Genomic DNA, 24,275 nt, shown 5'->3' with positions numbered 1-24,275 from the left:
ATTAATTCTTCAAGTTGTTATAGTAGTTTATGGAGGGAATCTTGACTTGGGTTGTTTTTTGTACAGTGATTGCAGGTTTACTAATCTACGATCTTGGTTTTGCAAACCAAGAAAATAAAGTGATGAGCTTCCGCCAAACTATTTATTTTAGCCTTTTTTATTTAATTATAGCATGCCTCTTCGGTATTTTCATTTTTTTTGATATGGGAGGAGAAAAAGCCCGGGAATACTACACTTGCTTTTTTATAGAGAAAGCTATGTCATTGGATAATATTTTTATTATATTGATGGTTTTTCAGTTTTTCTCTATTCCTTTAATATATCAGCATCGGATATTATTTTTGGGAATTCTAGGTGTCATTGTTTTTAGAGCCATAATTATATATCTAGGTGTCATTGTTATCTCGAAATTCTCTTGGTTATTATATATTTTTGCAGCTATTCTTATAGTTACAGGCATCAAAACTTTTTATATAGCAAAAAAAAGTTTTAAAGTAGAGGAATCGTATATTTATAGAATTCTACAAAAATACTTTAATCTTACTCCTAAAATTTCCGGTTATAAATTTTTTGTTAAAACTAATAATAGGTTAAGTATTACGCCTCTTCTTGCATCATTAATAATTATAGAAATCATGGATATTGTCTTTGCCATTGATAGTATACCAGCAATATTTGCTATCACTAAGGATCCTTACATAATTTATACTTCTAATATTTTTGCCATATTAGGTTTACGTGCCTTATTCTTATGTTTAGCTAATATTGTTGAGCAATTTAGTTATATAAAATATTCGCTAGCATTAATATTAATATTTATTGGCATAAAAATATTCGCTGAACATTTTATTGAGATTCCATCTTACGCTGCATTGGCTATGACTATTACTCTTCTGTTGTTTGGTATTATTGCTTCTATTATCAGGAAAAGGAGTGTATACTAAACTGTAAACCATTAGTAATATTTTAATTTAAGAACTAAAGAAATTTTACACTAGCATAAAATATTTTTTTATGCTAGAAGTTTGGAATTATTGTATCGTCTTATTCAAAGCTTACTTATGTATAGATTATGTTTATTCCATACAAGTCAATCATGAGTGGCTAGAGTTTGAATATTTTACTAAAATTAAATTAAGTTATGAGGTTCTAATTATGGATGCAAGTGTTGCTCAGAATATCATCGAACAAGATGTTATTGAAATCGTTGCTAATACATTAAAAGTAAAGAAAGATTCAATCACCCTTGAGTCTAGATTTGTTGAGGATCTTAAAGCCGATAGTTTAGATACAGTTGAATTAATGATGGCAATAGAAGCAAAGTATAAATGTGATATACCAGATGAAGATGCCAGTAAAATTTTAACTGTCTCTGATGTTGTACAGTACATAAATAAAAAAATAACTAATTAATAAATAATCATGTCGACTAGAAGAGTTGTTATAACCGGTATTGGGCTTATCACACCACTAGGAGTTGGTGTAAAGCCCTCTTGGGAAGGTATTATAAAGAGCCGCAGTGGCATCAAGTCAATCACAAGATTTGATACTTCTAACCTTGCCTGTAAAATAGCGGGTACAGTGGATCACTCAACAGATAATGGTTTTAACCCGGAAAAATTTATTGACCCTCGCAATGTCCATAAGATGGATTTATTTATCCAATATGGTATAGGAGCAGCTACTGAGGCAATCGAGGATAGCGGGTGGAAAGTAAAAGATGAATTATCGGGAGATAGAACCGGCTTAATACTTGGTTCAGGAATAGGTGGACTTGGGATGATCGAAGAAACATCCGTAAAGTTTCATAAAGAAAATAATGGCAAAGTTAGTCCATTTTTTATCCCCTCCTCATTAATTAATCTCTTTGCAGGTCATGTTTCCATTAAATACGGATTCACCGGACCAAACCAAGCTGTCGTTACAGCTTGTTCCACTGGCTCTCATGCTATAGGGGATGCTATGCGTATGATTCAATATGGTAATGTAGATGTTATGGTTGCTGGTGGGGCCGAAGCACCGGTTACTCCGGTCGGGGTGGCTGGATTCGTTGCTGCAAGAGCATTATCTACTAAATATAATTCTACGCCTGAACTTGCATCAAGACCATGGGATCAAGATCGCGATGGATTTGTAATGGGAGAAGGGGCAGGTGTTGTAGTACTTGAAGAATATGAGCATGCTTGTGCTAGAAACGCTAAGATTTATGCTGAAATTATTGGATATGGTTCTACTGGCGATGCTTATCATATGACCTCACCTCATCCCGATGGAAGAGGTGCTTATAGAGCTATGTCTGAGGCTCTTAAAGATGCAAAAATTGATGCAAGTCTTATTGATTATATCAATGCTCACGGCACTTCTACCCAAGTTGGTGATGCTATAGAGTTAACGGCTGTTCAAAAATTATTTTTGGATGCTAACCCGAATGTTCTTATGTCGTCAACCAAATCATCTATTGGTCATTTGCTTGGAGCAGCTGGTAGCGTAGAATTAATATATTCAATTCTTGCTATGCGAGACCAAGTTTCTCCACCAACTCTAAATTTGCATAAACCGATAGCAGAAGCAAAAATAGATTTAGTTGCTTTAGAAGCTAAAAATACAAAAATTAGTTATGTACTTTCTAATTCATTTGGATTTGGAGGAACTAATGCAAGCTTAATTATTAAGAAAGTATAGGATTTACTTTTGGTTTGTATCATTTTCAAAAGTAGGAGTAGGAAGCTGGTATTTATGTTGGATAATTGTTGTAAGCTCTAAGGGGGATTCAGTAATTAGTAAATGTTTGTAACATAAAGTAGTTAATATATTTTCTAGTTGTTTTGTTCCACAACACATGCTAATACTTATAAAATTTTTAAAAGTTTCTTCTATTATCTTCTTAATTTTTTCTAGAGATTTTATACTAACAGTTTCTAAATTGTGAATTCTTTCAAATATTTTAACCATTATGATATCATATATCTTGTGCTGCTATAATAATTCCATGATTTCTGCCGAGCTAATCTTTCTGTCGCACTTACCCCTAGTTAGTTTTTCTATCTGATCAGCAATTAGATCACTAAAGATATAGGCAATCTTGCTTTTGGTCAGTTTAGTATCCTCAATGGTATCATGCAGTATAGCGGTTACAGTTAAATCGGTTCTAGATGGCAACCAAATAGTGGTTGAAATTAATTAAAATAACCTGAATTCGATGTAACAAGTTACATCGAATTCAGTATTATATATAGAAACAATCAGGTTTGAAGCGGCTGCCCACCTGATTGTTAAAATATAATACTCCATTCAATATGTGATTTTAATAATTAAAATCACATATTGAATGATGAAAAAAGTTAAAATGCACTCGCGTCAGCCGCTTCAAGAGTGCATTTTTCCTTATAACAAAGTAAGTATCGATATAAGAATTATTAATTCTTATATCGAGCTGAGGTTGAGGTTAAATACAGTGATTCACTTTCGTTCACCTCCATAGGTCATACCTGACTGTTTCCAGCCTTTTCCTTAACACTCACCACCATATTCCTTAGAATACAGCAGCTTAAGGTAGTTTGATATCTGCTCATACCAGCCGATTCCGGTGGACCTACCACCATGTTAAGTACAGCCACCACTCCTCACTTCTACAGTGACTCGTACTCTTGGCCACACCGAAAATAAGTCGCAAGCAGTATAACAAATATACGTGAGGATTTGAGTCTAATCCCAACGCCCAAATTACCAGCAAAAGTAGAATGATCCAAGAGGTTTAATAATAAGTCTATTGCAGATGAGTCTTTACCTGCACCACTATATCTGCAAAACCTTGTGGGTTGTTGACTGCCAATTCAGCTAGCACCTTGCGATCAATATCTATGGCAGCTTTTTTCAGTCCACCTATAAACTGCGAATATACTAAATCATGCTCACGTACTGCTGCATTAATTCTTTGTATCCAAAGCCCTCTAAAATCACGCTTACGATTTCTACGATCTCTATAAGCATATTGTAGAGCTTTTTCAACTTTTTCAATTGCTACCCTAAAGCAATTATTCGATCTCCCCCTATAACCTTTAGCAAGTTTGAGAATTTTTTTATGACGATTTTTTGAAACTTTTCCTGATTTTACTCGTGACATATCTCACCTATTTCCTTATTTAAATTATTAAATTCCATATGGAAGAAAGAATTTTTTCAAGTTCTTTGCATCTTGATCGCAGAGAATTGTTGTTCCTCTAAGGTTACGAAGCTGAGATTTTGTACGACGTCGCATGAAGTGCTTTTTTCCAGCTTGAGTGGCACAGACTTTGCCAGTAGCAGTAAGCTTAAAGCGCTTTTTTACCGCTGATTTTGTTTTTAATTTAGGCATTATAATTCCTTTATTTGGTATTTTAAGATCAGTCTAGCAAAAACTAGGCATACCAAAGCCACGTTGCTAATAGACGTAAGTATAATGTTTTTAAGTATTATTTCAAGTCAATTTTGCAAATATTTTTGCTAGGATCGTTTATATATATTATTTTTTTCTTGCATTTTACAGGAGGTTCATACATGAGGTTAGCATATTAACTATATGAAATTATTAAAAAAGCTGTATTACTAAATAAATATTTAGCTAAAAACATGATTTTAATCTTTTAAAATCATGTTTTTAGCTTTAGAAAGGTTTAAAATGCATTCGCGTTAGCCACTTTAAGAATGCATTTTTCCTTATATTAAAGCCAATTCGGGATAAGAATTAACTAATTATTATCCCGAATTGGGGTGTAATGTCTAGATAATTGTTTGAAAAGATGGATATCACTCCTGAATATGCTAACTAATCATACACGCTCTTATTTTATTTGTTTCTTCTTGCTTGGAATAGTTGCAGGAGTAAATTTTTCTTTAGTATCATTTACTATTCATTACCAATTATCACAGGCGGGATATTCAACTGATATTATTGGTGCAATGTTTCTAACATCTATTCCATATTGCTTAAAACCAATATGGGCACCGTTTATTGATAAATATTCTATACCTGTTATATGTCGAAAATTTGGCCAACGTCGTGGATGGACATTAGTTACCCAAGCATGTTTATTAGTCACTACTAGCGGGTTTTTAATTATAGATCCCCCTGTTAACATAATTATTACCGCAATTTTAATTTTTATTATTTCCTGTTGTGCAGCAACTCAAGATGTTGTTTTAGATGCATACCGTATAGAGCGGACTATAAAAAAAGAATATCTCTCAATTGCTACAACTTTTAGCTCAACTGGTTTTCGCATAGGAATACTTATTAATAGTACAGGGGCATTATATTTATCTTGCCTCTTTAATTGGTACTTTGTATATCTATATATCTTTCTTATAACAATGGCTGCACCTATAATAACCTTATATATGCAAGAACCTGTTACAAAAAAAACTCAACACATCTCTACTGATTTAATTTCACCTGCACAATATTTTCAAGTTATTGGTGATAGCTTACTATTGTTAAAACGAAATCATCCAAACTGGATGTTCATTATACTGTTTGTCTTTCTATATAAAGCAAGCGACTCAATTCCTATGGCAATGAGTTCGCCAGTGTTTATTGACTTGTCTTTTACCTCTCAAGAAATTGCTTCTATTTCAAAAGCATATGGATTCATGCTAATGATCTCTGGAGGAGTCATTAGCGGTATTTTAACTGCAAAAATAGGAATATCCCGAAGCATCCTAATATGTGGGAGTCTACAATTACTGTCACCCTTAATGTTTGTGTTTTTATCTATGCTAGGTCATGATATGCTTATATTTACTATAACAATTACTGTACAGAATTTTTGTTGCGGGCTTGGTAATACAGCGATTCTTATTTATTTTTCTAGTTTATGTAGTAGCGAATTGATAGCCACACAATACTCAATTATATCTTCTTTTGGCTCCTTCGTACGGATTATTTTATCCTTTTTATCTGGCATTTGTGCAAATTATATGGACTGGTCTCAACTTTTTTTATTGACTACGTTATTTAGCATGTTATTTGTACCAGCCTTTTTAAGGATACGTAAGATTTAATAGATTTGATACTTTACTATGCTATCTATATACGCGAATTCGGGATAAGAATTTGTCAATTCTTATCCCAAATTCGGTGAAATTATCGAAACAATCAGATTTGAGACGGTTCTGCATCTGATTGTTAAATTAATATTTTGCTAAAAACATGATTTTAATCTTTTAAAATCATGTTTTTAGCTTTAGAAAGGTTTAAAATGCATTCGTGCCAGCCGCTTCAAGAATGCATTTTTCTGATATTCTAGCCAGTTCTAGATTAAAATTAAAAATTTTAATCCAAAACTGAGGTTTCTAGTATATAATCACAGGGGCATGGTTTGATAATTGATCTACTAGAAGTGATTATGAGCAGTTATTTTGAGTTATTAGGTGTAGAAAGAAAATATAATATTGACTTAAATATATTGGATCGTCAATATTTTGCTATGCAATCAAAATATCATCCAGATAGAGTTAAAACTAACAATGCGAGGCAAGAAAATTTGGCTCTCTCTATTGATATAAATAAAGCTTATTCAATTCTTAAAGATGATTTAGCACGAGCTGAGTATCTTCTACTTTTAAACAATATAGTCTTGGATGAAATAACGGTTAGGCAAGGTATCTCAAAGGAACAATTAAATATTGTGTGGAGTGAATTAGAGCTTGTTGAAACTACTCAAGAATTAACTAAGTTAGAGCATATGCTAAATAACAAAATCCTTGAAAAAGAAAAACTTATTGAATCTCTAACTACTGCATTTCAAGATCAAAATATGCAAAACGTTCTTGATATTACCATAAAATTTAAATACCTTAAAAATTTAATTAATAATATTCAACTAAAAATCAAGTCATGCAAATAATAGAAATTAGCGAAGCTGGCTCTTCTAACCAGCATGAACATGATAAGGATATAGCAGTTGGTATTGATTTTGGTACAACTAACTCATTGATTGCTTTATCAAATAAACAAATAATACAAATTATCATAGATGATCATGGTCAAGAACTTATACCATCAGTTATAGCATTTCATGGCAAAGACTTTATTGTTGGCAATGATAATATAATTGATAATTTTCGTTCTATTAAAAGACTTTTTGGTAAAAAACTATCTGATATACGCAACAACCCTGTGTTTTTTGCCTTAGTGAAAGATTATATTGATTTAGATAGCGAAATTTTACGAATAAGGTTTGCTGGAAAATTACTGACGATTCCAGAAATTGCCGGACAAATCTTTTTGTACTTAAAGAAACAGGCTACTCAAAAATTGAATTCGGAAGTCAAAAAAGCTGTAATAACTGTGCCAGCACATTTTAACGATGCTGCTAGAGGAGAAGTAATGCTAGCTGCAAAAATTGCGGGGTTTAGGGTATTACGGTTAATTGCAGAACCAACAGCAGCAGCTTATGCATATGGTTTAAATAAAGAAAGTAGTGGATGTTATTTAGTGTATGACCTAGGAGGTGGTACTTTTGATATATCAATTCTAAATATGCAAACTGGTATATTTCAAGTCATCGCCACTGGTGGAGATAATATTTTAGGTGGTGATGATATTGACCACTTAGTGATGAGGCATTTTTGTGATAAATATAAATTACTAGAATCTAGCAAATTAATAAAATTAGCAAAAAAAGCTAAAGAAACACTTAGTGTACAAAATAAATGTAGTATTATATATGAAGAGAAGATATTAGAATTAAATATAGAGGATTTTGAACAATTAATATCACCATTAGTAGAACGTACAATAGCTATTACCAAAGATACGCTAGAGCATGCAGGGAATCCTAATATTTCAGGTATCATCCTTGTTGGTGGTTCAACTCGCATACCCTTAATTAGTAGAAGTTTAGCAAAAATGTTTAATACTGTTATTTTCTCGGATATTAACCCAGATAAGGCGGTAGTATGGGGAGCAGCCCTGCAGGCAGAGAATCTAACTTCAGCAAATGTTAATTCCTTATTAATTGATGTAGTTCCTTTGTCACTTGGTATCGAATTAAATGGTGGTATTACTGAGAAAATCATTCTTCGTAATAGCCCCATACCGATATCGGTTACTAAGGAGTTTACCAATTATGTAGATAACCAAACTTCTATGAAGTTGCATGTGGTACAGGGAGAAAGAGAAATGGTAGAAGATTGTCGGTCACTTGCAAGATTTGAACTAAAATTGCCACTAATGAAAGCAGGTGGAGTAAGGATAGAAGTAACATTTTCTATTGATGCAGATGGTATTTTGTCAGTATCAGCTCTAGAAAAAAATAGTAATATATCACATAACCTTGAAATAAAACCAAGTTATGGTTTAAATGAAAGTGAAATTACCGAGATTTTAGAAAATGCTTATCAAAATACAACTAATGATCATAATAAGAAATTGTTGCAGGAAACACTTATTGATACAAAATCTTTGATTTATAATATAAAAAATGCTATTAGGGAGATGCCAAATCTTCTTGCAAAGAATGAAATGGAAAAAATTGATATGGCAATTAAAACTTTAGAAGAAGCAATAAACTCAAATGATCGTGATTACATTATAGAATGTAGCAAGAATTTTGAGAATATAACAGAGCATTTTCTTTCTGAAAGATTAAATAATGCTACTCTGAGCTTACTTAAAGGTAAGCATGTTGATGAAATAAACTAAAAAGGAATGATAATTAATGCCTAAAGTAATTTTTGTGGTAGATAAAGATGGTATAGAAAGAATAGTGGATGCCCCTATAGGACTGTCTATTTTGGAAATTGCTCATCAAAATGACATTGATCTTGAAGGTGCATGTGAAGGTTCACTAGCATGTGCCACTTGCCATGTTATTGTAGATGAGGAATTTTATCACAAATTAAAAAATCCTTCTGAGGCAGAAGAAGATATGCTTGACTTAGCATTTGGTCTTACTCATACTTCAAGACTTGGTTGTCAGATTATTGTTAGTGAAGATCTTGACGGTATAAGGGTTCGCTTACCATCTGCTACCCGTAATATTAACTTATAATTGAGTATATAGAGTGATACGTAAAATTTTGTTTTTTATTTGTTTAATTTACACCATAATATGGTTTAGCATTGCTTATACTATCAAAAGCAATATAGTAAATACTATAAAGAATTCAGAGACAGATAATACTAAAATATCTTATAGCCAAATCAAAGTTTCTGGCTTTCCTATTCGCTTTCAAATTCATTTAGTCGAGCCAAAAATGAAATTTATCGATCATGTTAATTCCAAAGAAATATCTACTGAAGAAATGACATTTTTGTTTGATTTTAGTTTTAAAAAGGCTAGATTGATTTTAGGAAAACAAGGAATAAAACAACAAGAGAATTTTGATGGTAAATTAGTAGAGTATAGTGTTCAGTCCAAGGAATATATTACAGCACTAGTTAAATTTAATAAACCTATATATAAATTATCCCATGGAGATAATTTAAAATCTATCGTAAAGTTTCTGCAAGTTAACAATAAATTATTATCCTTCATTCAGGAAGATAAGGAAATTTTTAATATTGCTGATTTAGTTTTCCTAATCAATAAGGCAAAATCTCAGGACGGTGAAAATATAGCTCTACAATTACGTTTGTTGTACTCTGCGGGGGAAGATTTTCTTAATTTCAAAACAGCACAGCTTGATTTAGCCACACTGATCAATATTGCTACTAACCAGGGTAAAGATACAAATTCTATCAGAAATCTAAATATCGATCGTTTAGTTTTTTCTTGTGATGATAATGCCCAATTAGATTTGGTAGGGTTTCTACAATTTTTTGATAGTAAGTTACCAAAAGGTAAATTATCTTTTGAATTAACTAATTACCATGATATCATCGATAAATTGATTCCTAACAATTTGTTATTACCTAAAAAAATGGTCAAAACTATCATTGAGAAAGCTGTTGATTCTTCTTTACCTGGAGTAGTTAAGACAGATGATAATGAATTAGCAACTTATGAAAAGGTGAAATTTGATATTGAGTTTTCTGATAATGGTATACATATAGGTTCAATTAATTTGCTTGAGTTTAAACTAGAGGATAGTAAAGTAGATGAGGCTATAGAAGAGAACAACACTGAAAGTTAACATGAGTTCAATATAACTTACCCCAGCATCGGGATAAGAATTAACTAACTCTTATCCTGAATTCATACTGCTAAAATTCGATTCTACTTCATGTAAATTATGGTAAGCTTTATCAACCAATTCTTTACTCATCAGTTTAATTTCAATCTGTGTTTCAATCGCATAACAAACATCAAGAGCAAATAACTCTTTTTTCTTATCTTGATCAATTTCAACCACTATTTGGTTGCCGTCTAATTTTAGGTTGATAAATTTATCTATCCGCCATTCTTCAGCAATTTTTTGAATATTATTTAAACCAGTTTTTGGCTTTGCTTTCTTATGCGTTGATACATATATATTATGTTCTTCCACCTTGCTAACTAGTTTTTTAACTCGGTTATTCCTATCAAACTCAACTTTTCGGGCTATAGAACCATTTTTTCTTAAAATATATCATTTATCGCAGAATTCTTGTAAACCTTACTCTCCTGCCTCTTCAAGCACTTCTCCCTCTCAAAGATAAGTTGCGGGTTAAGGTTTTGGCTCTCCTGCAAATTCTGCAGAAGAGGATTCTGTAAGAGGTCTATTGTTGCGTGCAATTTAGAAGTACAACTTAGAAGTAGTTTTGTCATCAAAATAATGATAGTGTTGCGAACGGATTTTTTGTGGTAATTTTGTCGTCAAAATTTGCTTCCATTTCTCACATACATCTGCGTACTGCTTGCGGTATTCAGCTACATTTTTCCTAAAAATTATTCAGTTTAATTGGCAACTGGAGATAGTAATTTATTGCATGTATCTTTGTACATTTAGTATAATCTTACTTTTAATTCATTCTTAAATTTTATTAGCAATATAAAAATAATAATTTTATGATTAAAAAACTTTTATATACTTTTTTGATTCTTATAATTGCTTCTACTCTTTCTAGTTGCGGTCGGAATCTTGCGACAAATACATATACTAGTGATTCAACATTAAATATTGTATTGGAAGGAAAGCTTCTTGCCAAAAGGGATGTCAAAATCACGAAGGATGAAAGACTTGGTGATAATACAATTGGTGGTCTAACTGGTGCTGTCGCTGGTGGGGCGGTTGCTGCTAGCGGAACTAATAACGCAGCTATAATTGTTGGTGGTGCTATTGTTGGAGGTGTTACTGGTGCAATAATGCAATCTGCTTTGGGAACATCAAAAGGTACAGAATATATCGTACAGGTTAATAGATCGAATTTGAAAGACGATTATTACGAAGGTAGCAGACTTTTAAGAAATGCTATAGCAGCTGTACGTGCGACAGGTATTATCACCATTGTGCAGGGCTAAAGAAGATAAAACCAATCCTATGATAAATGAGGGGCAAGATGTTCTAGTTATTCTTTCTGAGAAGAGATCTAGACTCATTCCAGCTACATATAAAAATTAATAAAAACACATAGTTAATGGTCAGAATTTTCTTTATAATTTTACTGTTTTTTTCTACATCGGCTTGTACTAAGACGACTTTTGTTAGATATGCACCTGATTATTCGCAATCACTAACTAAGTCCAAAATTGTTTTATTTTTACCACCAATAGTTGAAGTAAATCAAATTGATGCTTTTAACAAAAAAACGAGAGTTTATAGTTATGAGGATCGCCTTGAAGAAAATATTGTAGATACATTCATAACCAAAATGCAGGACAAAGGGTATAATATTAAACTTTTCTCTAGAACAGAAATTGGTACTAATAAACTATCAAAATACGTCGTTGACATTAAGGATAATTTTGATGAGACTCTAAATATACTCTATGCTAGTGGAGCTTGGAAAGAGGATGCGGCATATTCTATTGATGAAAAGATTCCTTCTGTAGTTGATCTTGGTGGGAAAGCCGGAGCTGATTTACTAGTTGTAATGAATTTCTATGCGGAGAGTAAAACATCTGGTGCAGTAACTAAGGATTTTTGTACAGAGATTTTGAAGGGATGTATAACTGGTAGAGTCAATTTAGACCCATCAGAATTTTCGCGAGTTAGATTAGCTATTCTTGATGTACCAACTGGTAGGGTACTATGGACACACTCGGTAGGACTGCCTAGTGATATGATTGACACCACTATTGCTAGTTTTTCTGATAGTGACAAAGTAGATAAGAAAAATCTTTCTAAGTTGTTTAATTCAGCACTTGCAGATCTCCCTGACGCGAAATAGGTCTATTATACCTTCTTATATTCATCCACAGATGGCTGGTTGAATGGGTCGATTTTTAGGTGATTTGCAATTAGTATAGTACTCAACATTACGTGAATAATTTGATCTACAATTACCTGTTCATCGATATATACAAAATTCTCTAGCTTCACTGGTCGTTTAACTTGATCTAATGCATTATATATATTATTAGCATGAGCAGTTAGAGCTATTTCAATATCTGAGCTTGCTTTGTTAGTAATAACTTGATAAAATTTATCATCCGGACCTTCTAAATAAAGCTGCAATTGACTGTGTTGATCAAATGTTCCTTTTGCTATTATAGGAGTTATACCAAAACCATTCTTACCAAGTGATTCAGCTATAATCTGTTGTTGCCATCTACATAGACCATCTAATTGATAACAATAATTAAACATAACTAATATATGTCTATTTAAAGAATATTGATTAAGGTAATACTCCGCTATCTCACAAATATTAAATCCATCAAAAATAATATCTGATATTTTTTTTGAAGCAGCTAGTAAGACTTTATGTACATCAACTCCTGCAACTGCGGTTGGGAGCAAAGATGCATTAGAAATTACGCCAAATCTTCCACTACGAATGTTATCATGTTCTAGACAATTTGTACCAAAATACTCTGCTAAATTACGTAATAAATTATTACTAAACGGTACTATTACATAAATATTTTGAGGGGGAACGTGTAAAACTTCTAAAACATACTTAGTTAATAAATAGGTTTCATTTGTGTTCCCAGACTTACTCAATGAGAAAAAGACTGCTTTACTTAAATCAACTAATGCCAGTTTTTCATCAATTTCCAACTGATCTAAACTATCAAGATATATTAGCCTTTTAGTAGCTACTGCCTTTATACTTAATAATGCTCTAACATTTAGAGAAGACGCACCAAAACCTATAACTACCACAATATCATATTTTAAAGCAAGCTGAGCTGCAAGATCCTTTATTGCATCTTGCTTAATCAGATCAAACCTTAAAAAATCATATTTATTGGATTTAATCTGTAAAATAAGATCGTTATATACCTTGCTAAGCATTTAATCTCCAGTTACGCGAATTTGGGATAAGAATTAACAATTCTTATATCGAATTAAGGTAATTCAGGTTATCATAATTTAAATAAGTTGCCTATACCACTACGCATTAGGCTTTTAGGATTCATATTGCTTGCCTTTTTCATGAAACCACTTATTTGTTTAAATTGTTTCAATAGACTATTCACTTTTTGGACTGATGTTCCAGAGCCTTCAGCGATACGTTTTCGACGTGAGGCATTTAGCAAATCTGGGTTTTTTCGTTCTTTTTTGGTCATAGATAAAATTATTGCTTCTTGGTGGTCTATTAATTTGCCACTTAATTTCGATTGATCGACTTTATCGATAATTTTATTAATACCAGGCAACATACTCATCATACTACTGAATCCACCTAGTTTCTTTATACTCCTCATTTGCATTAGATAATCTTCCAAATCAAATTTACCTTTTTTAAGTTTAGCAGCCGCTCTTTCTGCCTCTTGATGGTCTATTATGCTTGCTGCTTTTTCAACGAAGGAGATAATATCTCCCATATCTAATATTCTTGAAGCTATGCGTTCTGAGTCAAACAATTCTAGATTTGTCAATTTCTCGCCAGTGCTTAAGAACTTAATAGGTTTCTTGGTAACATGTTTAATGCTTAGAGCTGCCCCACCTTTGGCATCGCCATCAATACGGGATAAAATTACGCCGGTAATCCCTAATTTTTGATCAAAATTGCTAGCTATAAGTACCGAATCTTGCCCCGTCATTGCATCAACCACCAAAATTATCTCTTTTGGGTCTATTAAATTTTTTATATTTGATGCTTCTTTCATCATCTCATCATCGATTTGCAACCTACCTGCTGTATCATAAATAACGACGTCATAGGCAGATAATTTCGACTCGTGTAAAGCTCTTTTCGCAATATCTATAGGAGTATAGTTGGGGACAATAGTTAAACAATCTACCCCTATAGATTTACCAAGGATAGTTAATTGTTCCTGTGCAGCTGGTCGATAAATATCAAGAGAGACTAAAAGTACCTTTTTATTTTGATTTTTTAGCCTAAGTGCTAATTTGGCACTTGCTGTAGTTTTTCCACTACCTTGCAGACCAACCATTAAAATATTTACCGGCGGTTCAGATTTAAGCTGTAAACTACTTTCATCTAGAGACGAGGATAATATATTAATTAACTCATTATGGACAATCTTTACTATCATCTGCCCTGGAGCTACTGATTTTACGACTTCCTGTCCCGTAGCTTTTAATGTTACTTCAGCAATAAAATCCTTAACTACCGGTAGTGCAACATCTGCTTCAAGAAGGGCAATCCTAATATCACGCATAGTATCGTTTATTTGGGACTCCGATAAAGTACCACTTCTTTTGATACGATCAAAAATTTTCGTTAGATTTTGAGTTAATGTTTGAAACATAAAATGTAATAAATTACTTGAATTCACCGCATTGTAGCATATTTACTAATAATCACTAAGCATATTAGCAAAAAAAATAGTAATTAATTTGTGAAATAAAATTTTCGGATTCTATTGAGAACTAGTGATATTGTTACAATCAAGAATTTATTATTTCAATTTTCTATATTATTTTCTCTTGCTATCAATAAACCAAATCAGCAATATATTTACTAAAAAATAGATATATAAAATTAAATCAAATGGTAAAAAAGAATAGCTATATTTTGGCAACTGGCGATGAAACAGATTATAGGATCAGTATTTTGAATAAAATATATGGCAAATATACTAATATTCTATTGGATAGGCTAGCACTTCGTCCAAATATGAAAGTGGCAATTATTGGTTGTGGATCGGGGGAGTCTATTGATGTAATATATCAGAAAATTGGACAAGATGGCAAACTATTATGCCTAGATATAAGCCAAAAACAGATAGAGCTTACTAAAAGTAAGTTAAGTAGTAAAAACATCGATATTGTTGAATACCAAGTTGCAGATATACAAGATTATCAGGGTAATGAGCAATATGACCTCGTATATTGTAGGTTTGTACTCATACATCTAACACATCCTCAAAAAGCCTTAAATAATATGTTAAGTTTATTAAAGCCGGGTGGAACTATTGCATGTGAAGAGCATGATTATACAGCTATATTTAATTATCCATATGCTCGTTCAATAGAACAATATAAAGAATTATTACATAAAATTGAAAAAAGACTTAGTGTAGATTATTCTTATGGTATAAAGCTATTTAATACTTTGTGTAGTCTTCAATTAACAGATGTAAAATTTGATTTTCATCAACCAGTTTTTAATGGGGCTGAAGAAAAATTATTATTAAAATTATCTCTTTTAGAAGAAAAAGAACATTTTATTAAGCATAAGTTGATCGATAATTTAGAAATAGAAAAGATGCTAAAAGAAATGGATCAGATTATTCAGGATAAGACGGTTATACAAAGTGCAGGTGGGGTGTTTCAATCTTGGGGGAGAAAACCACAACTGTCGAAAGTTCGAATGTAGAGCGGGTTTTAGACAGGGCAGTTTAAAAGTTGTATATGGTCAAGGTCATTGCGAGAAGACCGTAGGTCGACGAAGCAATCCATAAAAGTAACCAAAAATGGATTACTTCGTCGGCTTATGCCTCCTCGCAATGACCTTGGTTATTTTTCTGCAACTTTTAAACTGCCATAATAAGCTCTAAAACCGCTTCCTCTTCTAACTTTCTACAGTTGTGGGATGATACCCTAGGCTATTAAACCGATGTCTTATAGTCAATTGATGAGAAGTTGGTGACGTCGTCACTCGTCTCCGCTCGCCTATTACATATAGGCGTCGCTCCATCGCTCCTAGCACCAAATCCTCCTGAATTGACTATACATCAATAGTTGAGGTTAGGTTATATCTTAAATATTGCTTTAGTTAGCTCATCATAGCTCTTTAACCTAACCAATATAGGTTCTAAATCATCCAGCTTGATCATACAAGGTCCGTCACTTGGGGCATTATCTGGGTCTTGGTGAACTTCCATAAAAACACCTGCTACTCCGACGCTAACAGCTGCCCTTGCTAATATTTCAACATATTTTCTTTCGCCACCACTACTGTTGCCTATGCCACTTGGTTGCTGAACTGAATGGGTTGCGTCAAAAATTACAGGGGTCTTAGTTTCTGCCATAATTGGCAAACTACGCATATCTGATACTAGTGTGTTGTAACCAAAACATGCACCCCGTTCGGTAAGCATGATATTCTTTGCACCAAACGCTTCAAGTTTAGCATACACATTCTTCATATCCCAAGGGGCAAGAAACTGACCTTTTTTAACATTAACAACCTTATTAGTCATAGCTGCAGCATGCAGCAAATCTGTTTGTCTACATAAGAAGGCAGGGATTTGGATTATATCAACAATTTCAGCAACTTTAGCACACTGATTCTCTGTATGAACGTCAGTAAGAATAGGGCAGTTAAAGGCTGTTTTTACTTTAGACAAAATTTCCAGCCCTTTCTCAAGACCGCTACCCCGGATACCATTTATTGAAGTTCTATTAGCTTTATCGAATGACGATTTATAGATAAAGGGTATGTTAAGTTTAGCAGTAAGGGTCACAAGCTTGTCAGCCATAAATAATGCATGATCTAGACTTTCTATTTGGCAAGGTCCAGCAATAAACACAAATGGTAAGGCATTACCAATTTTGATATTATGTAAATCAATTATTTTTTGCATAACTTGGTCCTTAAATTTTACTTGGCAATTGGCAAGCTAGACTCTTCTTGTTTATCGTCAACTTGCTCAATTTTCTTAATTATCCCAAGGTTTTTCTTAGAAGACAGATTGGCAAGAATAATAGCATTAATTATAAACAAGGTGGCAAGCACTACCGTGGTTTTAGTCAAGAAATTAGCTACAGTTCTGCCTGTTACAACACCCATATTACCACTACCACCGCTCATACCACTTAACCCATCATTGCCAGTCTTTTGCATCAGAATTACGATAATTAGCAGTATTGCTATTACAATATGAACAAAAAGTAATATATTCATCATTTTTCAAAAAACCTATAATTTAATATTTGAACTAAAATTTGATAATCAAGTGAAGATTTGCCAATCATAACCCCATCAATATTCTGTACACTTAATATTTTTTCTATATTACCTAAATTTACAGATCCACCATACACTAAGCTAACATTATTTGCAACTTGGCTTTGCTTGAGAAAATAATTGAGGGCATCAAATATCTCTATTAATTCTTCTTGGTTAGGAATAATCCCTGTTCCTATAGTCCAAATCGGCTCATAGGCTATTATCACATCTATCCCCTCCCCTATTTTATCATTTGGTAGGGATTCCACTAATTGTTTTAATAAAAAATTTTTATAATTATTATTTTTTCGTGTAGCTAGGTCTTCTCCGATACAAATAATAGGGCTAATCTTGGCATTTAAGCAATTCTCTGCTTTCTGTCTGATTAATTTATTGGATTCTTGAAAAAAGCTTCTACGTTCACTATGACCAACAATAGCGTAATTAATACCACTTAGTTTCAGTAATAGGCTTGAATATTCTCCAGTATAACTTCCTTGTTCTTCGAATTGACTGACATTTTGTCCACAAAACTCTATAGATTTAAATTTATCAGATAAATAAGCAAGATAGGGAGTAGGAGGAGCTATAATAAATTTGTTGTTATGTTGCTGCTCTATCAGTCTAGCACAAAATTTAAATGCATCATCTAAACTTATATGCATTTTCCAGTTAGCAATAATAAGTTTTTTCATAAAAATCGCTTGCAGATATTAGTGTACAGAACTATTGTAGTATACTACAAAAACTTGAAGAAGAAATTTATAATTTATGTTAAATAATATTAGAAACGCTGCTGATAGTTTTGTAATGCGTGTTTTACTTGGAATGATTGCCTTTGCATTTGTTGGATGGGGAATTAAAGATGTATTACAGACTACCAATAATTTTGATTTGATTACATTTTCTGATGCAAAAACTATTAGTGAAGAAGATTTTCTAAAGGCAAAAGCCGAACAAATTCGTGTTATTCAAAAACAAACTGGAACACATCTTAGTGAAGAAGATATAAAGCAGTTGAATATTGATAATTTTATTATTAAAAAACTTATCAATAATCGCATTATGAATTATTTAGTACACTATTATAATCTAGATATAACTGATGATACTGTGATTCAGTTTATTAAAGAATCCGCTAATTTTAAGAATGAGCAAGGTCTATTTGACATAGCACTCTTTAAAGGTTTTTTAAAAAATTCTTATATTAATGAGGAGGACTATGTATTTGATGTTAAAGAACATACCTTAAATAATACTCTAATTAGTATTTTTATAGAATCATTTCAAACACCAAAAATAATGGTCAAAAATATCGTAGACTATATGGCTGAAACAAGAGAGGTCGACCTTGTACAAATTGACCTAAAAGCTCAACCTAAAGGTGCGTTTATGACTTATGCAACTCCGGTCGAGTTAGAAGAGCTGTACAAGGAAAATCAAGAGTTATTTGAAATACCAGAAAAACGTAGCTTGTCTTATGTAAAAATATCAAGTGAACTGTTAGCTAAGCAAATTCATAATAGCGATGAAGAATTATTGAAGTTTTATCAGGATAACCAAGAAGAATTTGCTAATAAAAAATTTAGCGAGGTACGAAAACAGGTTAATGAATTATTGCAACAACAAAAAATAGAAGAACTGAAGCTACTGTTAGCAAAAAATCTAGAAGATGATGTGGCAGCTGGTTCAAGTTTAACAGAAATTGCCAAAAAATATGAATTACCAATACAGAATTTAGATTCTGTAAGTTATAAGGATTTAACTAATAATATACAAGATGAATTTCAAGAGTTGGCTAAGCCTGCGAGTGGCGAGCGGACTAGGCGTAATCAAACCGTTGTTCCTACGCGAAGTCCCATCGTGCCACAACGCCAACACTTAAAAGGCGAATGGTATGTTGATCTTGGCAAAAATGCTGACAGTATTTTTGATCTTGCAGAAGGAGAATTATCATATCCAATGGAACTAACTGATACAGGAGCTTTTATATTGGTTGAGATTAAATCTATTCAGCCAAGTAAACTACAAGAATTCTCGGCAGTCAAGGATCAAGTATACGAACTATGGTATAAGCAATATATTAGAAAGATAAATTTAGGAAACATAGAGAGTCTTGCTAAAGAATATAAACCTGGTAAAAGTAAAAAACCTCTAGACATTACTACCAACCAAGCTGCAACTTTTTCTAGGTATGAAGTTCATAATAATCAGCAATTACCAACAGAATTACTATCAGCAATTTTTAATGCTAACATTGATTCCAATACTCCAGTTTTTCAGTCAAAAGATAAGGCGTATTTTGCTTATGTAAAATCAAAAAGAATTGATAAGACGAAAAGGCAAGAAATTCAGAAAAAAAATGAAGTAGATATTGCAGTAGCCATAAGAAACAATGTTATGGATGAGCTGATTAGCTATGCCATCAAGAAAAATAAAATGAAACAAAATAGTATGTGATCATGATATAAATATGACAATTTAGATAACTAATTTTAACTATATTGTTACTAAACCTTGCATATTAATATATATTAAGACTATATTATGTCATATTAATATAATCTTAATATGTGTTTATTATGTCAAAAGATCGTACGCTATTAGTAAGGCTTTCTACCGCAAAACAATTACTTATAAGACAGAACGAGCTATAAAGTTGTTTGCTACTGATAGTAGTGTTTATGAGATATTGAAGGCTGCTAATTTGGAGGAATGTTGTAATTTTGTAAAAACTACGGAAGATAGATCATCAGCTAGTCAGGAATTAAAAGCTAGTTTAAAAGGTCTGCATAGTCAATAATCTGTCTTATCAAAGTATAATACAGTTAATTGCAAAAAGTTTGAAGAACGTAGTGACCAAATACACACAATAATTCAAGCTAGAAAGTTACTTAAATGTATTGACCAACATGATTTTAAGGAAGCACTGAAGATTGCTGGGTTGAGCTATATAATTAAGAAGGGTGCACCAGGAATAACTAGAATATGGATAACAGAAAATACTTTTTTTGAAAATTTGGATAAATATTTAGAAGTTAAACGGGAAGAATATAAGATAATACTAGAAGCACATCAAGCTGAATGTGGAGCAAGTGTTCCAGCACTACCCCTATATCAACTCTTCTTGAAGGATCAAGTAACTGTAATAATACGTATGTTACTAATAACAACTATCCAGCAGCAGATTCTGCACAACCTAGTGTACTACCATCTAATCAATCTTTATACCCGCAACTATCTCTAGGTATTACAACTACATCCCCAATGTACTCTTACCCGAAAGTTCGTAAACCTGCACCACCACCTCCTCCAATACCACCTTCATATAATGAAGTAGTGCATGATGTGTCAATAGAATCTGATGAGAAGAACCAGCTTTTAGGTGAGATTGTATATCATCATGATTAAGCTCAGCTTTATGGTTATACCACAATTGTTGAAAGTTAAAAAACCGTCTATTAGCGAAGCATTGTTGTAAGGTTTAAACCGTCTATTAGCGAGCGAACATACGTGAGCGTGGCAATCCATGAAGTTTGTCATATGGATTGCTTCGTCGACCTATGGTCTCCTCGCAATGACGTTTTATAGACGCCTTTTATAGACGTATTCGTAGGTAGCCACGTACTATATGTACGCCTAGCACCTAGACCCTTTGACTCTTACTACTATCAGGATTTTGATTCTATAGTATATCAACTCTTCATTTACGAGTAGTATATTATTCATCTGTATTGAAATTTAATGGTTCATTAGCAAATTTATAATGGTTTTTACAATAAGTAGCAGCCACGTATAAAAAATAATCATCCTCTATATTTACTTTTTTCAAGAGTACTTTTTTATAGAATCTTTCGTAAGTAGTAACGGTAATTAGGTCGGCAGATGACAAAGTACCAAGTACAAACCAAAGTAGAGTGTTAATTGTTGTATGCCGTATATCTTCATTAATGAGGATGGTGACAGGCTTATTATTGCAGCTCATTACCCGGCGGATTAACTTACCAAAAGTACTGTGGTCATAAGGTCCTTTAGATTCGATAATTTCTACTACTGTTAGCCCTTCTTGTTGGCTGGTAGTAGTGACATCATCTCTAAGTTTTATATCCTTAGAATGGTCATAAGCTGGATCAAGAAAGATGATTGCTTCAGAAGGTAAAGTTGTTGTATATGTCATAGCAGTATCCCCTTTGTGATTAAACTTAAAGTTATCAAGTTTTAACCACCAAAGAACCTTAAGAGATTACTTTGGCGATCGGGGAGTTAGTAAACTGTATAGCATAACAGCTACGCTAGCCTTTAGGTTTAAGGTTTACACCTTAAACCCTGAACATAGCTAACATCTCCCCGATCATAACAATCGAGGATTGCACCTTTATTCGGCAGATGTGTTCCGATGCTATAAGAGGTTACTACACCCCAAAATAACTTTGCAGTTACTTCATTAGACCTCTTTCGAAACTCGCTTATGCTGAGGGATTTGAAGGAGACGCTTCACCTCGAACCGCAGCGTACTCTAATGTACGTGAGGATTCGAGTACCGCATCGACGTACAAATCGCCAGCAGAAGTAGAGTTTCGAAAGAGGTCTATTTTTAATTTTAAACTATACTACTATAAAGTCAATAATAGAAAAACTTATGCGAGGATAAAAAAGGTATTATACACAATTTGCTCACAGCAATTATTCTTAAAAATTTTTCTTTTTACCCCTTGAACTGTTACAAAATCAAGCATATATAGAATACACATTATTAAGTATTAAATCTATGGAGGTAAAAATGTCTTTTAGACCGTTGCATGATAGAATTGCGGTAAAACCAATTCAACAAGAAGAAAAAACATCCGGTGGAATTATCATCCCTGATACAGCGAAGGAAAAACCTATGCAGGGTGAAGTAATAGCTGTAGGAAAAGGAGTGAGAGGAGAAAATGGTACTATCCACCCATTAGAAGTTAAAGTAGGCGATAAAGTACTATATGGTAAATGGGCTGGTACAGAGGTTAAAGTTGATGGTTTAGATCTGATTATCATGAAAGAAAGTGATGTCATGGGCATAATTTAATAGTAATTTACTTAAATTGTTATTAAGAATTATTTAATTTGTAAGGAGAACATAAATATGGCAACAAAATTAATAAGACACGGCTCAAATGCACGTGAACAAATGCTAAGAGGTATTGATATTTTAGCTGATACCGTAAAAGTAACATTAGGTCCAAAAGGTAGAAATGTTGCAATTGAACAGTCATTCGGGGCACCAAGGCTAACCAAAGATGGTGTAACAGTGGCAAAAGCTATTGAACTAAAAGATAAGGCTCAGAATTTGGGAGCTCAATTGGTAAAATCTGTGGCAAGTAAAACATCTGATGTTGCTGGTGATGGAACAACTACCGCAACTGTTCTAACTCAAGCAATAGCAAGAGAAGGTAACAAAGCAGTAGCAGCTGGTTTTAACCCTATGGATATAAAACGTGGTATAGATTCAGCTGTTAACCTAGTAGTTGAAGAAATTAAGAAAGCTAGTAAAAAAATCAGCAGCCAAGAGGAGATTGCTCAAGTTGGTACTATTTCATCAAATGGTGACAAAGAAATTGGCGAAAAAATTGCCGTGTCGATGGAAAAAGTTGGTAAAGAAGGCGTAATTACCGTTGAAGAAGCTAAGAATTTTAGTTTTGAAGTAGATGTAGTTGAAGGCATGATGTTTGATAGAGGCTATCTATCACCATATTTTGTTACTAATTCCGAAAAGATGGTAGCAGAATTGGAAAATCCGTTTATCTTACTATTTGAAAAGAAATTATCAAATTTACAACAAATGTTACCAGTACTTGAAGCAGTAGTGCAATCAGGACGTCCTTTACTAGTAATCGCTGAAGATGTAGAAGGAGAAGCACTTGCTACTCTGGTAGTAAATAAATTACGTGGTGGGTTAAAAGTTGCGGCAGTTAAAGCTCCTGGCTTTGGCGATAGAAAAAAATTCATGATGGAAGATATCTCTATTTTAACAGGTGGTCAGCTTATCAGTGAAGAGCTTGGTATGAAACTGGAAAATGTTAATATCAAAATGCTAGGTACTGCTAAAAAAGTTACTATTTCCAAAGAAAATACCGTTATAATTGATGGTGCTGGTAGCAAGGCGGATATCGCTGCTCGTTGTTCTCAAATTCGTACACAAGTTGATGAATCTAGCTCAGATTACGATAAAGAGAAATTACAAGAGCGTTTGGCTAAACTTGCTGGTGGCGTAGCTGTCTTAAAAGTTGGTGGTGCTACTGAAGTTGAAGTAAAAGAAAGAAAAGATCGTGTTGAGGATGCATTGCATGCTACTAGAGCTGCAGTGGAAGAAGGCGTTGTTGCTGGTGGTGGTGTTACTCTTTTCTATGCAGCAAGATCCTTAGAGTCGTTAAAAAGTACTAATGAAGATCAGCAAGCTGGTATTAACATCGTTAAGAAAGCTCTACAAGCTCCAGTAAGGCAAATTGCAGAGAACGCTGGTATGGACGGAGCTATTGTAGTTGGAAAACTTACTGATAGTAAAGAGAAAAACTTTGGCTTCAATGCTCAAGATATGACTTATGTTGATATGATTAAGGCTGGTATTATCGATCCAACTAAGGTCGTGCGTACTGCTTTACAAGATGCAGCATCGGTTGCTTCTTTGATTATTACTACTGAAGCATTTATTATCGATGAACCAGCTGATAAAGATGAGCCTGCTATGCCACGTGGTGGTATGGGCGGTATGGACTTCTAACGCTCATTTCTTCATACGAATAACACTTTACCCCAACTCTAGATAAGAATTAGTTAATTCTTATCCAAAGTTTGCGTACTTTGATGT

General features: G+C 33.1%; 27 protein-coding genes. 16 read left to right on the top strand and 11 right to left on the bottom strand.

Going from position 1 to position 24,275, the window contains the following annotated elements:
• Nucleotides 1–41 precede the first annotated feature (41 nt).
• From AAHM86_RS05520 to fabF, 3 genes are all read left to right on the top strand, one after another.
• Entirely contained in the window at nt 42–944 is a 903-nt protein-coding gene (locus AAHM86_RS05520) for a TerC/Alx family metal homeostasis membrane protein (RefSeq protein WP_341751634.1), read from the top strand.
• A gap of 211 nt (nt 945–1,155) precedes the next feature.
• A complete protein-coding gene (gene acpP / locus AAHM86_RS05515) occupies nt 1,156–1,413 on the top strand; it encodes an acyl carrier protein (protein WP_341747960.1) in 258 nt (85 codons plus the stop codon).
• A 9-nt stretch (nt 1,414–1,422) separates the two neighbouring features.
• The gene (fabF, locus tag AAHM86_RS05510; RefSeq protein ID WP_342267564.1) at nt 1,423–2,682 is read left to right on the top strand and encodes a beta-ketoacyl-ACP synthase II; all 1,260 of its coding nucleotides are present in this window, start codon (nt 1,423–1,425) and stop codon (nt 2,680–2,682) included.
• 3 nt (nt 2,683–2,685) lie between these two features.
• Here the strand turns inward: fabF and AAHM86_RS05505 are convergent, their stop codons facing one another.
• The 4 genes from AAHM86_RS05505 to rpmI all read right to left on the bottom strand — a co-directional run bounded on the left by AAHM86_RS05505 (nt 2,686) and on the right by rpmI (nt 4,354).
• Nucleotides 2,686–2,952: a hypothetical protein gene (locus AAHM86_RS05505; RefSeq protein WP_342267563.1), complete on the bottom strand. Its 267-nt coding sequence runs from the start codon at nt 2,950–2,952 to the stop codon at nt 2,686–2,688.
• Between the two features lie 24 nt (nt 2,953–2,976).
• A complete protein-coding gene (locus AAHM86_RS05500) occupies nt 2,977–3,159 on the bottom strand; it encodes a hypothetical protein (protein ID WP_341751631.1) in 183 nt (60 codons plus the stop codon).
• 607 nt (nt 3,160–3,766) lie between these two features.
• Nucleotides 3,767–4,123 carry a 50S ribosomal protein L20 gene (rplT, locus tag AAHM86_RS05495; protein ID WP_342267562.1) on the bottom strand — a complete coding sequence of 119 codons (357 nt, stop codon included), beginning with the start codon at nt 4,121–4,123 and terminating at the stop codon, nt 3,767–3,769.
• 27 nt (nt 4,124–4,150) lie between these two features.
• Nucleotides 4,151–4,354 carry a 50S ribosomal protein L35 gene (gene rpmI, locus AAHM86_RS05490; RefSeq protein ID WP_341747956.1) on the bottom strand — a complete coding sequence of 68 codons (204 nt, stop codon included), beginning with the start codon at nt 4,352–4,354 and terminating at the stop codon, nt 4,151–4,153.
• Between the two features lie 443 nt (nt 4,355–4,797).
• Here rpmI and AAHM86_RS05485 point away from each other — a divergent pair, with 443 nt between their 5' ends.
• The 5 genes from AAHM86_RS05485 to AAHM86_RS05465 all read left to right on the top strand — a co-directional run bounded on the left by AAHM86_RS05485 (nt 4,798) and on the right by AAHM86_RS05465 (nt 10,116).
• Nucleotides 4,798–6,039: an MFS transporter gene (locus tag AAHM86_RS05485; protein ID WP_342267561.1), complete on the top strand. Its 1,242-nt coding sequence runs from the start codon at nt 4,798–4,800 to the stop codon at nt 6,037–6,039.
• Nucleotides 6,040–6,356: 317 nt separating this feature from the next.
• Entirely contained in the window at nt 6,357–6,884 is a 528-nt protein-coding gene (hscB, locus tag AAHM86_RS05480) for a Fe-S protein assembly co-chaperone HscB (protein WP_342267560.1), read from the top strand.
• Complete coding sequence (gene hscA, locus AAHM86_RS05475) at nt 6,875–8,683, top strand: Fe-S protein assembly chaperone HscA (RefSeq protein WP_342267559.1); 1,809 nt, start codon at nt 6,875–6,877, stop codon at nt 8,681–8,683. Before hscB ends, hscA begins: the two co-directional genes overlap by 10 nt.
• A gap of 16 nt (nt 8,684–8,699) precedes the next feature.
• Nucleotides 8,700–9,032: a ferredoxin family 2Fe-2S iron-sulfur cluster binding protein gene (locus AAHM86_RS05470; protein WP_342267558.1), complete on the top strand. Its 333-nt coding sequence runs from the start codon at nt 8,700–8,702 to the stop codon at nt 9,030–9,032.
• 13 nt (nt 9,033–9,045) lie between these two features.
• Complete coding sequence (locus AAHM86_RS05465; RefSeq protein WP_342267557.1) at nt 9,046–10,116, top strand: hypothetical protein; 1,071 nt, start codon at nt 9,046–9,048, stop codon at nt 10,114–10,116.
• A 51-nt stretch (nt 10,117–10,167) separates the two neighbouring features.
• Here AAHM86_RS05465 and AAHM86_RS05460 read toward each other — a convergent pair whose 3' ends face one another.
• Nucleotides 10,168–10,470 carry a hypothetical protein gene (locus tag AAHM86_RS05460; protein WP_342267556.1) on the bottom strand — a complete coding sequence of 101 codons (303 nt, stop codon included), beginning with the start codon at nt 10,468–10,470 and terminating at the stop codon, nt 10,168–10,170.
• A gap of 500 nt (nt 10,471–10,970) precedes the next feature.
• On the opposite strand from AAHM86_RS05460, the gene AAHM86_RS05455 reads away from it, so the two are divergent.
• A complete protein-coding gene (locus tag AAHM86_RS05455; RefSeq protein ID WP_342267555.1) occupies nt 10,971–11,423 on the top strand; it encodes a hypothetical protein in 453 nt (150 codons plus the stop codon).
• A 116-nt stretch (nt 11,424–11,539) separates the two neighbouring features.
• Nucleotides 11,540–12,292, top strand: coding sequence for a hypothetical protein (locus AAHM86_RS05450; RefSeq protein WP_342267554.1), 753 nt, complete (start codon nt 11,540–11,542; stop codon nt 12,290–12,292).
• 5 nt (nt 12,293–12,297) lie between these two features.
• Here the strand turns inward: AAHM86_RS05450 and AAHM86_RS05445 are convergent, their stop codons facing one another.
• Together AAHM86_RS05445 and ffh are read right to left on the bottom strand one after the other, a co-directional pair.
• Nucleotides 12,298–13,362, bottom strand: a complete 1,065-nt coding sequence (locus AAHM86_RS05445; RefSeq protein ID WP_342267553.1) for a hypothetical protein — start codon at nt 13,360–13,362, stop codon at nt 12,298–12,300.
• 71 nt (nt 13,363–13,433) lie between these two features.
• Nucleotides 13,434–14,786: a signal recognition particle protein gene (ffh, locus tag AAHM86_RS05440; protein WP_342267552.1), complete on the bottom strand. Its 1,353-nt coding sequence runs from the start codon at nt 14,784–14,786 to the stop codon at nt 13,434–13,436.
• Between the two features lie 242 nt (nt 14,787–15,028).
• Between ffh and AAHM86_RS05435 the strand changes: the two genes are divergently transcribed.
• Entirely contained in the window at nt 15,029–15,856 is an 828-nt protein-coding gene (locus AAHM86_RS05435) for a class I SAM-dependent methyltransferase (protein ID WP_342267551.1), read from the top strand.
• Nucleotides 15,857–16,232: 376 nt separating this feature from the next.
• Here the strand turns inward: AAHM86_RS05435 and kdsA are convergent, their stop codons facing one another.
• The 3 genes from kdsA to AAHM86_RS05415 are packed head-to-tail and all read right to left on the bottom strand — an operon-like array spanning nt 16,233 to nt 18,126.
• Nucleotides 16,233–17,066, bottom strand: coding sequence for a 3-deoxy-8-phosphooctulonate synthase (gene kdsA, locus AAHM86_RS05425; RefSeq protein WP_342267550.1), 834 nt, complete (start codon nt 17,064–17,066; stop codon nt 16,233–16,235).
• A gap of 17 nt (nt 17,067–17,083) precedes the next feature.
• Nucleotides 17,084–17,389 carry a preprotein translocase subunit SecG gene (gene secG, locus AAHM86_RS05420; protein WP_341755495.1) on the bottom strand — a complete coding sequence of 102 codons (306 nt, stop codon included), beginning with the start codon at nt 17,387–17,389 and terminating at the stop codon, nt 17,084–17,086.
• The gene (locus AAHM86_RS05415) at nt 17,386–18,126 is read right to left on the bottom strand and encodes a triose-phosphate isomerase family protein (protein WP_342267549.1); all 741 of its coding nucleotides are present in this window, start codon (nt 18,124–18,126) and stop codon (nt 17,386–17,388) included. The genes secG and AAHM86_RS05415 overlap by 4 nt, the downstream gene beginning before the upstream one ends.
• 76 nt (nt 18,127–18,202) lie before the next feature.
• Here AAHM86_RS05415 and AAHM86_RS05410 point away from each other — a divergent pair, with 76 nt between their 5' ends.
• From AAHM86_RS05410 to AAHM86_RS05400, 3 genes are all read left to right on the top strand, one after another.
• Complete coding sequence (locus tag AAHM86_RS05410) at nt 18,203–19,891, top strand: peptidylprolyl isomerase (RefSeq protein WP_342267548.1); 1,689 nt, start codon at nt 18,203–18,205, stop codon at nt 19,889–19,891.
• Nucleotides 19,892–20,090: 199 nt separating this feature from the next.
• Nucleotides 20,091–20,234 (top strand): hypothetical protein, encoded by a 144-nt coding sequence (locus AAHM86_RS05405; protein WP_342267547.1) that lies wholly within the window; start codon nt 20,091–20,093, stop codon nt 20,232–20,234.
• Nucleotides 20,235–20,515: 281 nt separating this feature from the next.
• Nucleotides 20,516–20,842 (top strand): hypothetical protein, encoded by a 327-nt coding sequence (locus AAHM86_RS05400; RefSeq protein WP_342267546.1) that lies wholly within the window; start codon nt 20,516–20,518, stop codon nt 20,840–20,842.
• 310 nt (nt 20,843–21,152) lie between these two features.
• Here the strand turns inward: AAHM86_RS05400 and AAHM86_RS05395 are convergent, their stop codons facing one another.
• Nucleotides 21,153–21,608 (bottom strand): hypothetical protein, encoded by a 456-nt coding sequence (locus tag AAHM86_RS05395; protein WP_342267545.1) that lies wholly within the window; start codon nt 21,606–21,608, stop codon nt 21,153–21,155.
• A gap of 603 nt (nt 21,609–22,211) precedes the next feature.
• On the opposite strand from AAHM86_RS05395, the gene AAHM86_RS05385 reads away from it, so the two are divergent.
• Together AAHM86_RS05385 and groL are read left to right on the top strand one after the other, a co-directional pair.
• Nucleotides 22,212–22,496, top strand: coding sequence for a co-chaperone GroES (locus tag AAHM86_RS05385; protein ID WP_342267544.1), 285 nt, complete (start codon nt 22,212–22,214; stop codon nt 22,494–22,496).
• 57 nt (nt 22,497–22,553) lie between these two features.
• On the top strand, nt 22,554–24,188 hold the full coding sequence (gene groL, locus AAHM86_RS05380) for a chaperonin GroEL (RefSeq protein ID WP_342267543.1): 1,635 nt from the start codon (nt 22,554–22,556) through the stop codon (nt 24,186–24,188).
• Nucleotides 24,189–24,275 lie beyond the last annotated feature (87 nt).

This window comes from Candidatus Tisiphia endosymbiont of Empis tessellata, from assembly GCF_964031035.1.
Classification (GTDB): domain Bacteria; phylum Pseudomonadota; class Alphaproteobacteria; order Rickettsiales; family Rickettsiaceae; genus Tisiphia.
The sequence above is the reverse complement of the archived record's forward strand: the minus strand, read 5'-3'. Positions and strand labels throughout refer to the sequence as shown.

Coding starts and splice junctions, on each gene's coding strand:
- AAHM86_RS05470 (WP_342267558.1), top strand. CDS start 8,700: ATGCCTAAAGTAATTTTTGTGGTAGATAAAGATGGTATAGAAAGAATA.
- rplT (WP_342267562.1), bottom strand. CDS start 4,123: ATGTCACGAGTAAAATCAGGAAAAGTTTCAAAAAATCGTCATAAAAAA.
- ffh (WP_342267552.1), bottom strand. CDS start 14,786: ATGTTTCAAACATTAACTCAAAATCTAACGAAAATTTTTGATCGTATC.
- AAHM86_RS05455 (WP_342267555.1), top strand. CDS start 10,971: ATGATTAAAAAACTTTTATATACTTTTTTGATTCTTATAATTGCTTCT.
- fabF (WP_342267564.1), top strand. CDS start 1,423: ATGTCGACTAGAAGAGTTGTTATAACCGGTATTGGGCTTATCACACCA.
- rpmI (WP_341747956.1), bottom strand. CDS start 4,354: ATGCCTAAATTAAAAACAAAATCAGCGGTAAAAAAGCGCTTTAAGCTT.
- AAHM86_RS05485 (WP_342267561.1), top strand. CDS start 4,798: ATGCTAACTAATCATACACGCTCTTATTTTATTTGTTTCTTCTTGCTT.
- AAHM86_RS05415 (WP_342267549.1), bottom strand. CDS start 18,126: ATGAAAAAACTTATTATTGCTAACTGGAAAATGCATATAAGTTTAGAT.
- AAHM86_RS05505 (WP_342267563.1), bottom strand. CDS start 2,952: ATGGTTAAAATATTTGAAAGAATTCACAATTTAGAAACTGTTAGTATA.
- AAHM86_RS05450 (WP_342267554.1), top strand. CDS start 11,540: ATGGTCAGAATTTTCTTTATAATTTTACTGTTTTTTTCTACATCGGCT.
- AAHM86_RS05395 (WP_342267545.1), bottom strand. CDS start 21,608: ATGACATATACAACAACTTTACCTTCTGAAGCAATCATCTTTCTTGAT.
- hscA (WP_342267559.1), top strand. CDS start 6,875: ATGCAAATAATAGAAATTAGCGAAGCTGGCTCTTCTAACCAGCATGAA.
- AAHM86_RS05435 (WP_342267551.1), top strand. CDS start 15,029: ATGGTAAAAAAGAATAGCTATATTTTGGCAACTGGCGATGAAACAGAT.
- AAHM86_RS05445 (WP_342267553.1), bottom strand. CDS start 13,362: ATGCTTAGCAAGGTATATAACGATCTTATTTTACAGATTAAATCCAAT.
- AAHM86_RS05410 (WP_342267548.1), top strand. CDS start 18,203: ATGTTAAATAATATTAGAAACGCTGCTGATAGTTTTGTAATGCGTGTT.
- acpP (WP_341747960.1), top strand. CDS start 1,156: ATGGATGCAAGTGTTGCTCAGAATATCATCGAACAAGATGTTATTGAA.
- AAHM86_RS05385 (WP_342267544.1), top strand. CDS start 22,212: ATGTCTTTTAGACCGTTGCATGATAGAATTGCGGTAAAACCAATTCAA.
- groL (WP_342267543.1), top strand. CDS start 22,554: ATGGCAACAAAATTAATAAGACACGGCTCAAATGCACGTGAACAAATG.
- AAHM86_RS05400 (WP_342267546.1), top strand. CDS start 20,516: ATGTGGAGCAAGTGTTCCAGCACTACCCCTATATCAACTCTTCTTGAA.
- kdsA (WP_342267550.1), bottom strand. CDS start 17,066: ATGCAAAAAATAATTGATTTACATAATATCAAAATTGGTAATGCCTTA.
- secG (WP_341755495.1), bottom strand. CDS start 17,389: ATGATGAATATATTACTTTTTGTTCATATTGTAATAGCAATACTGCTA.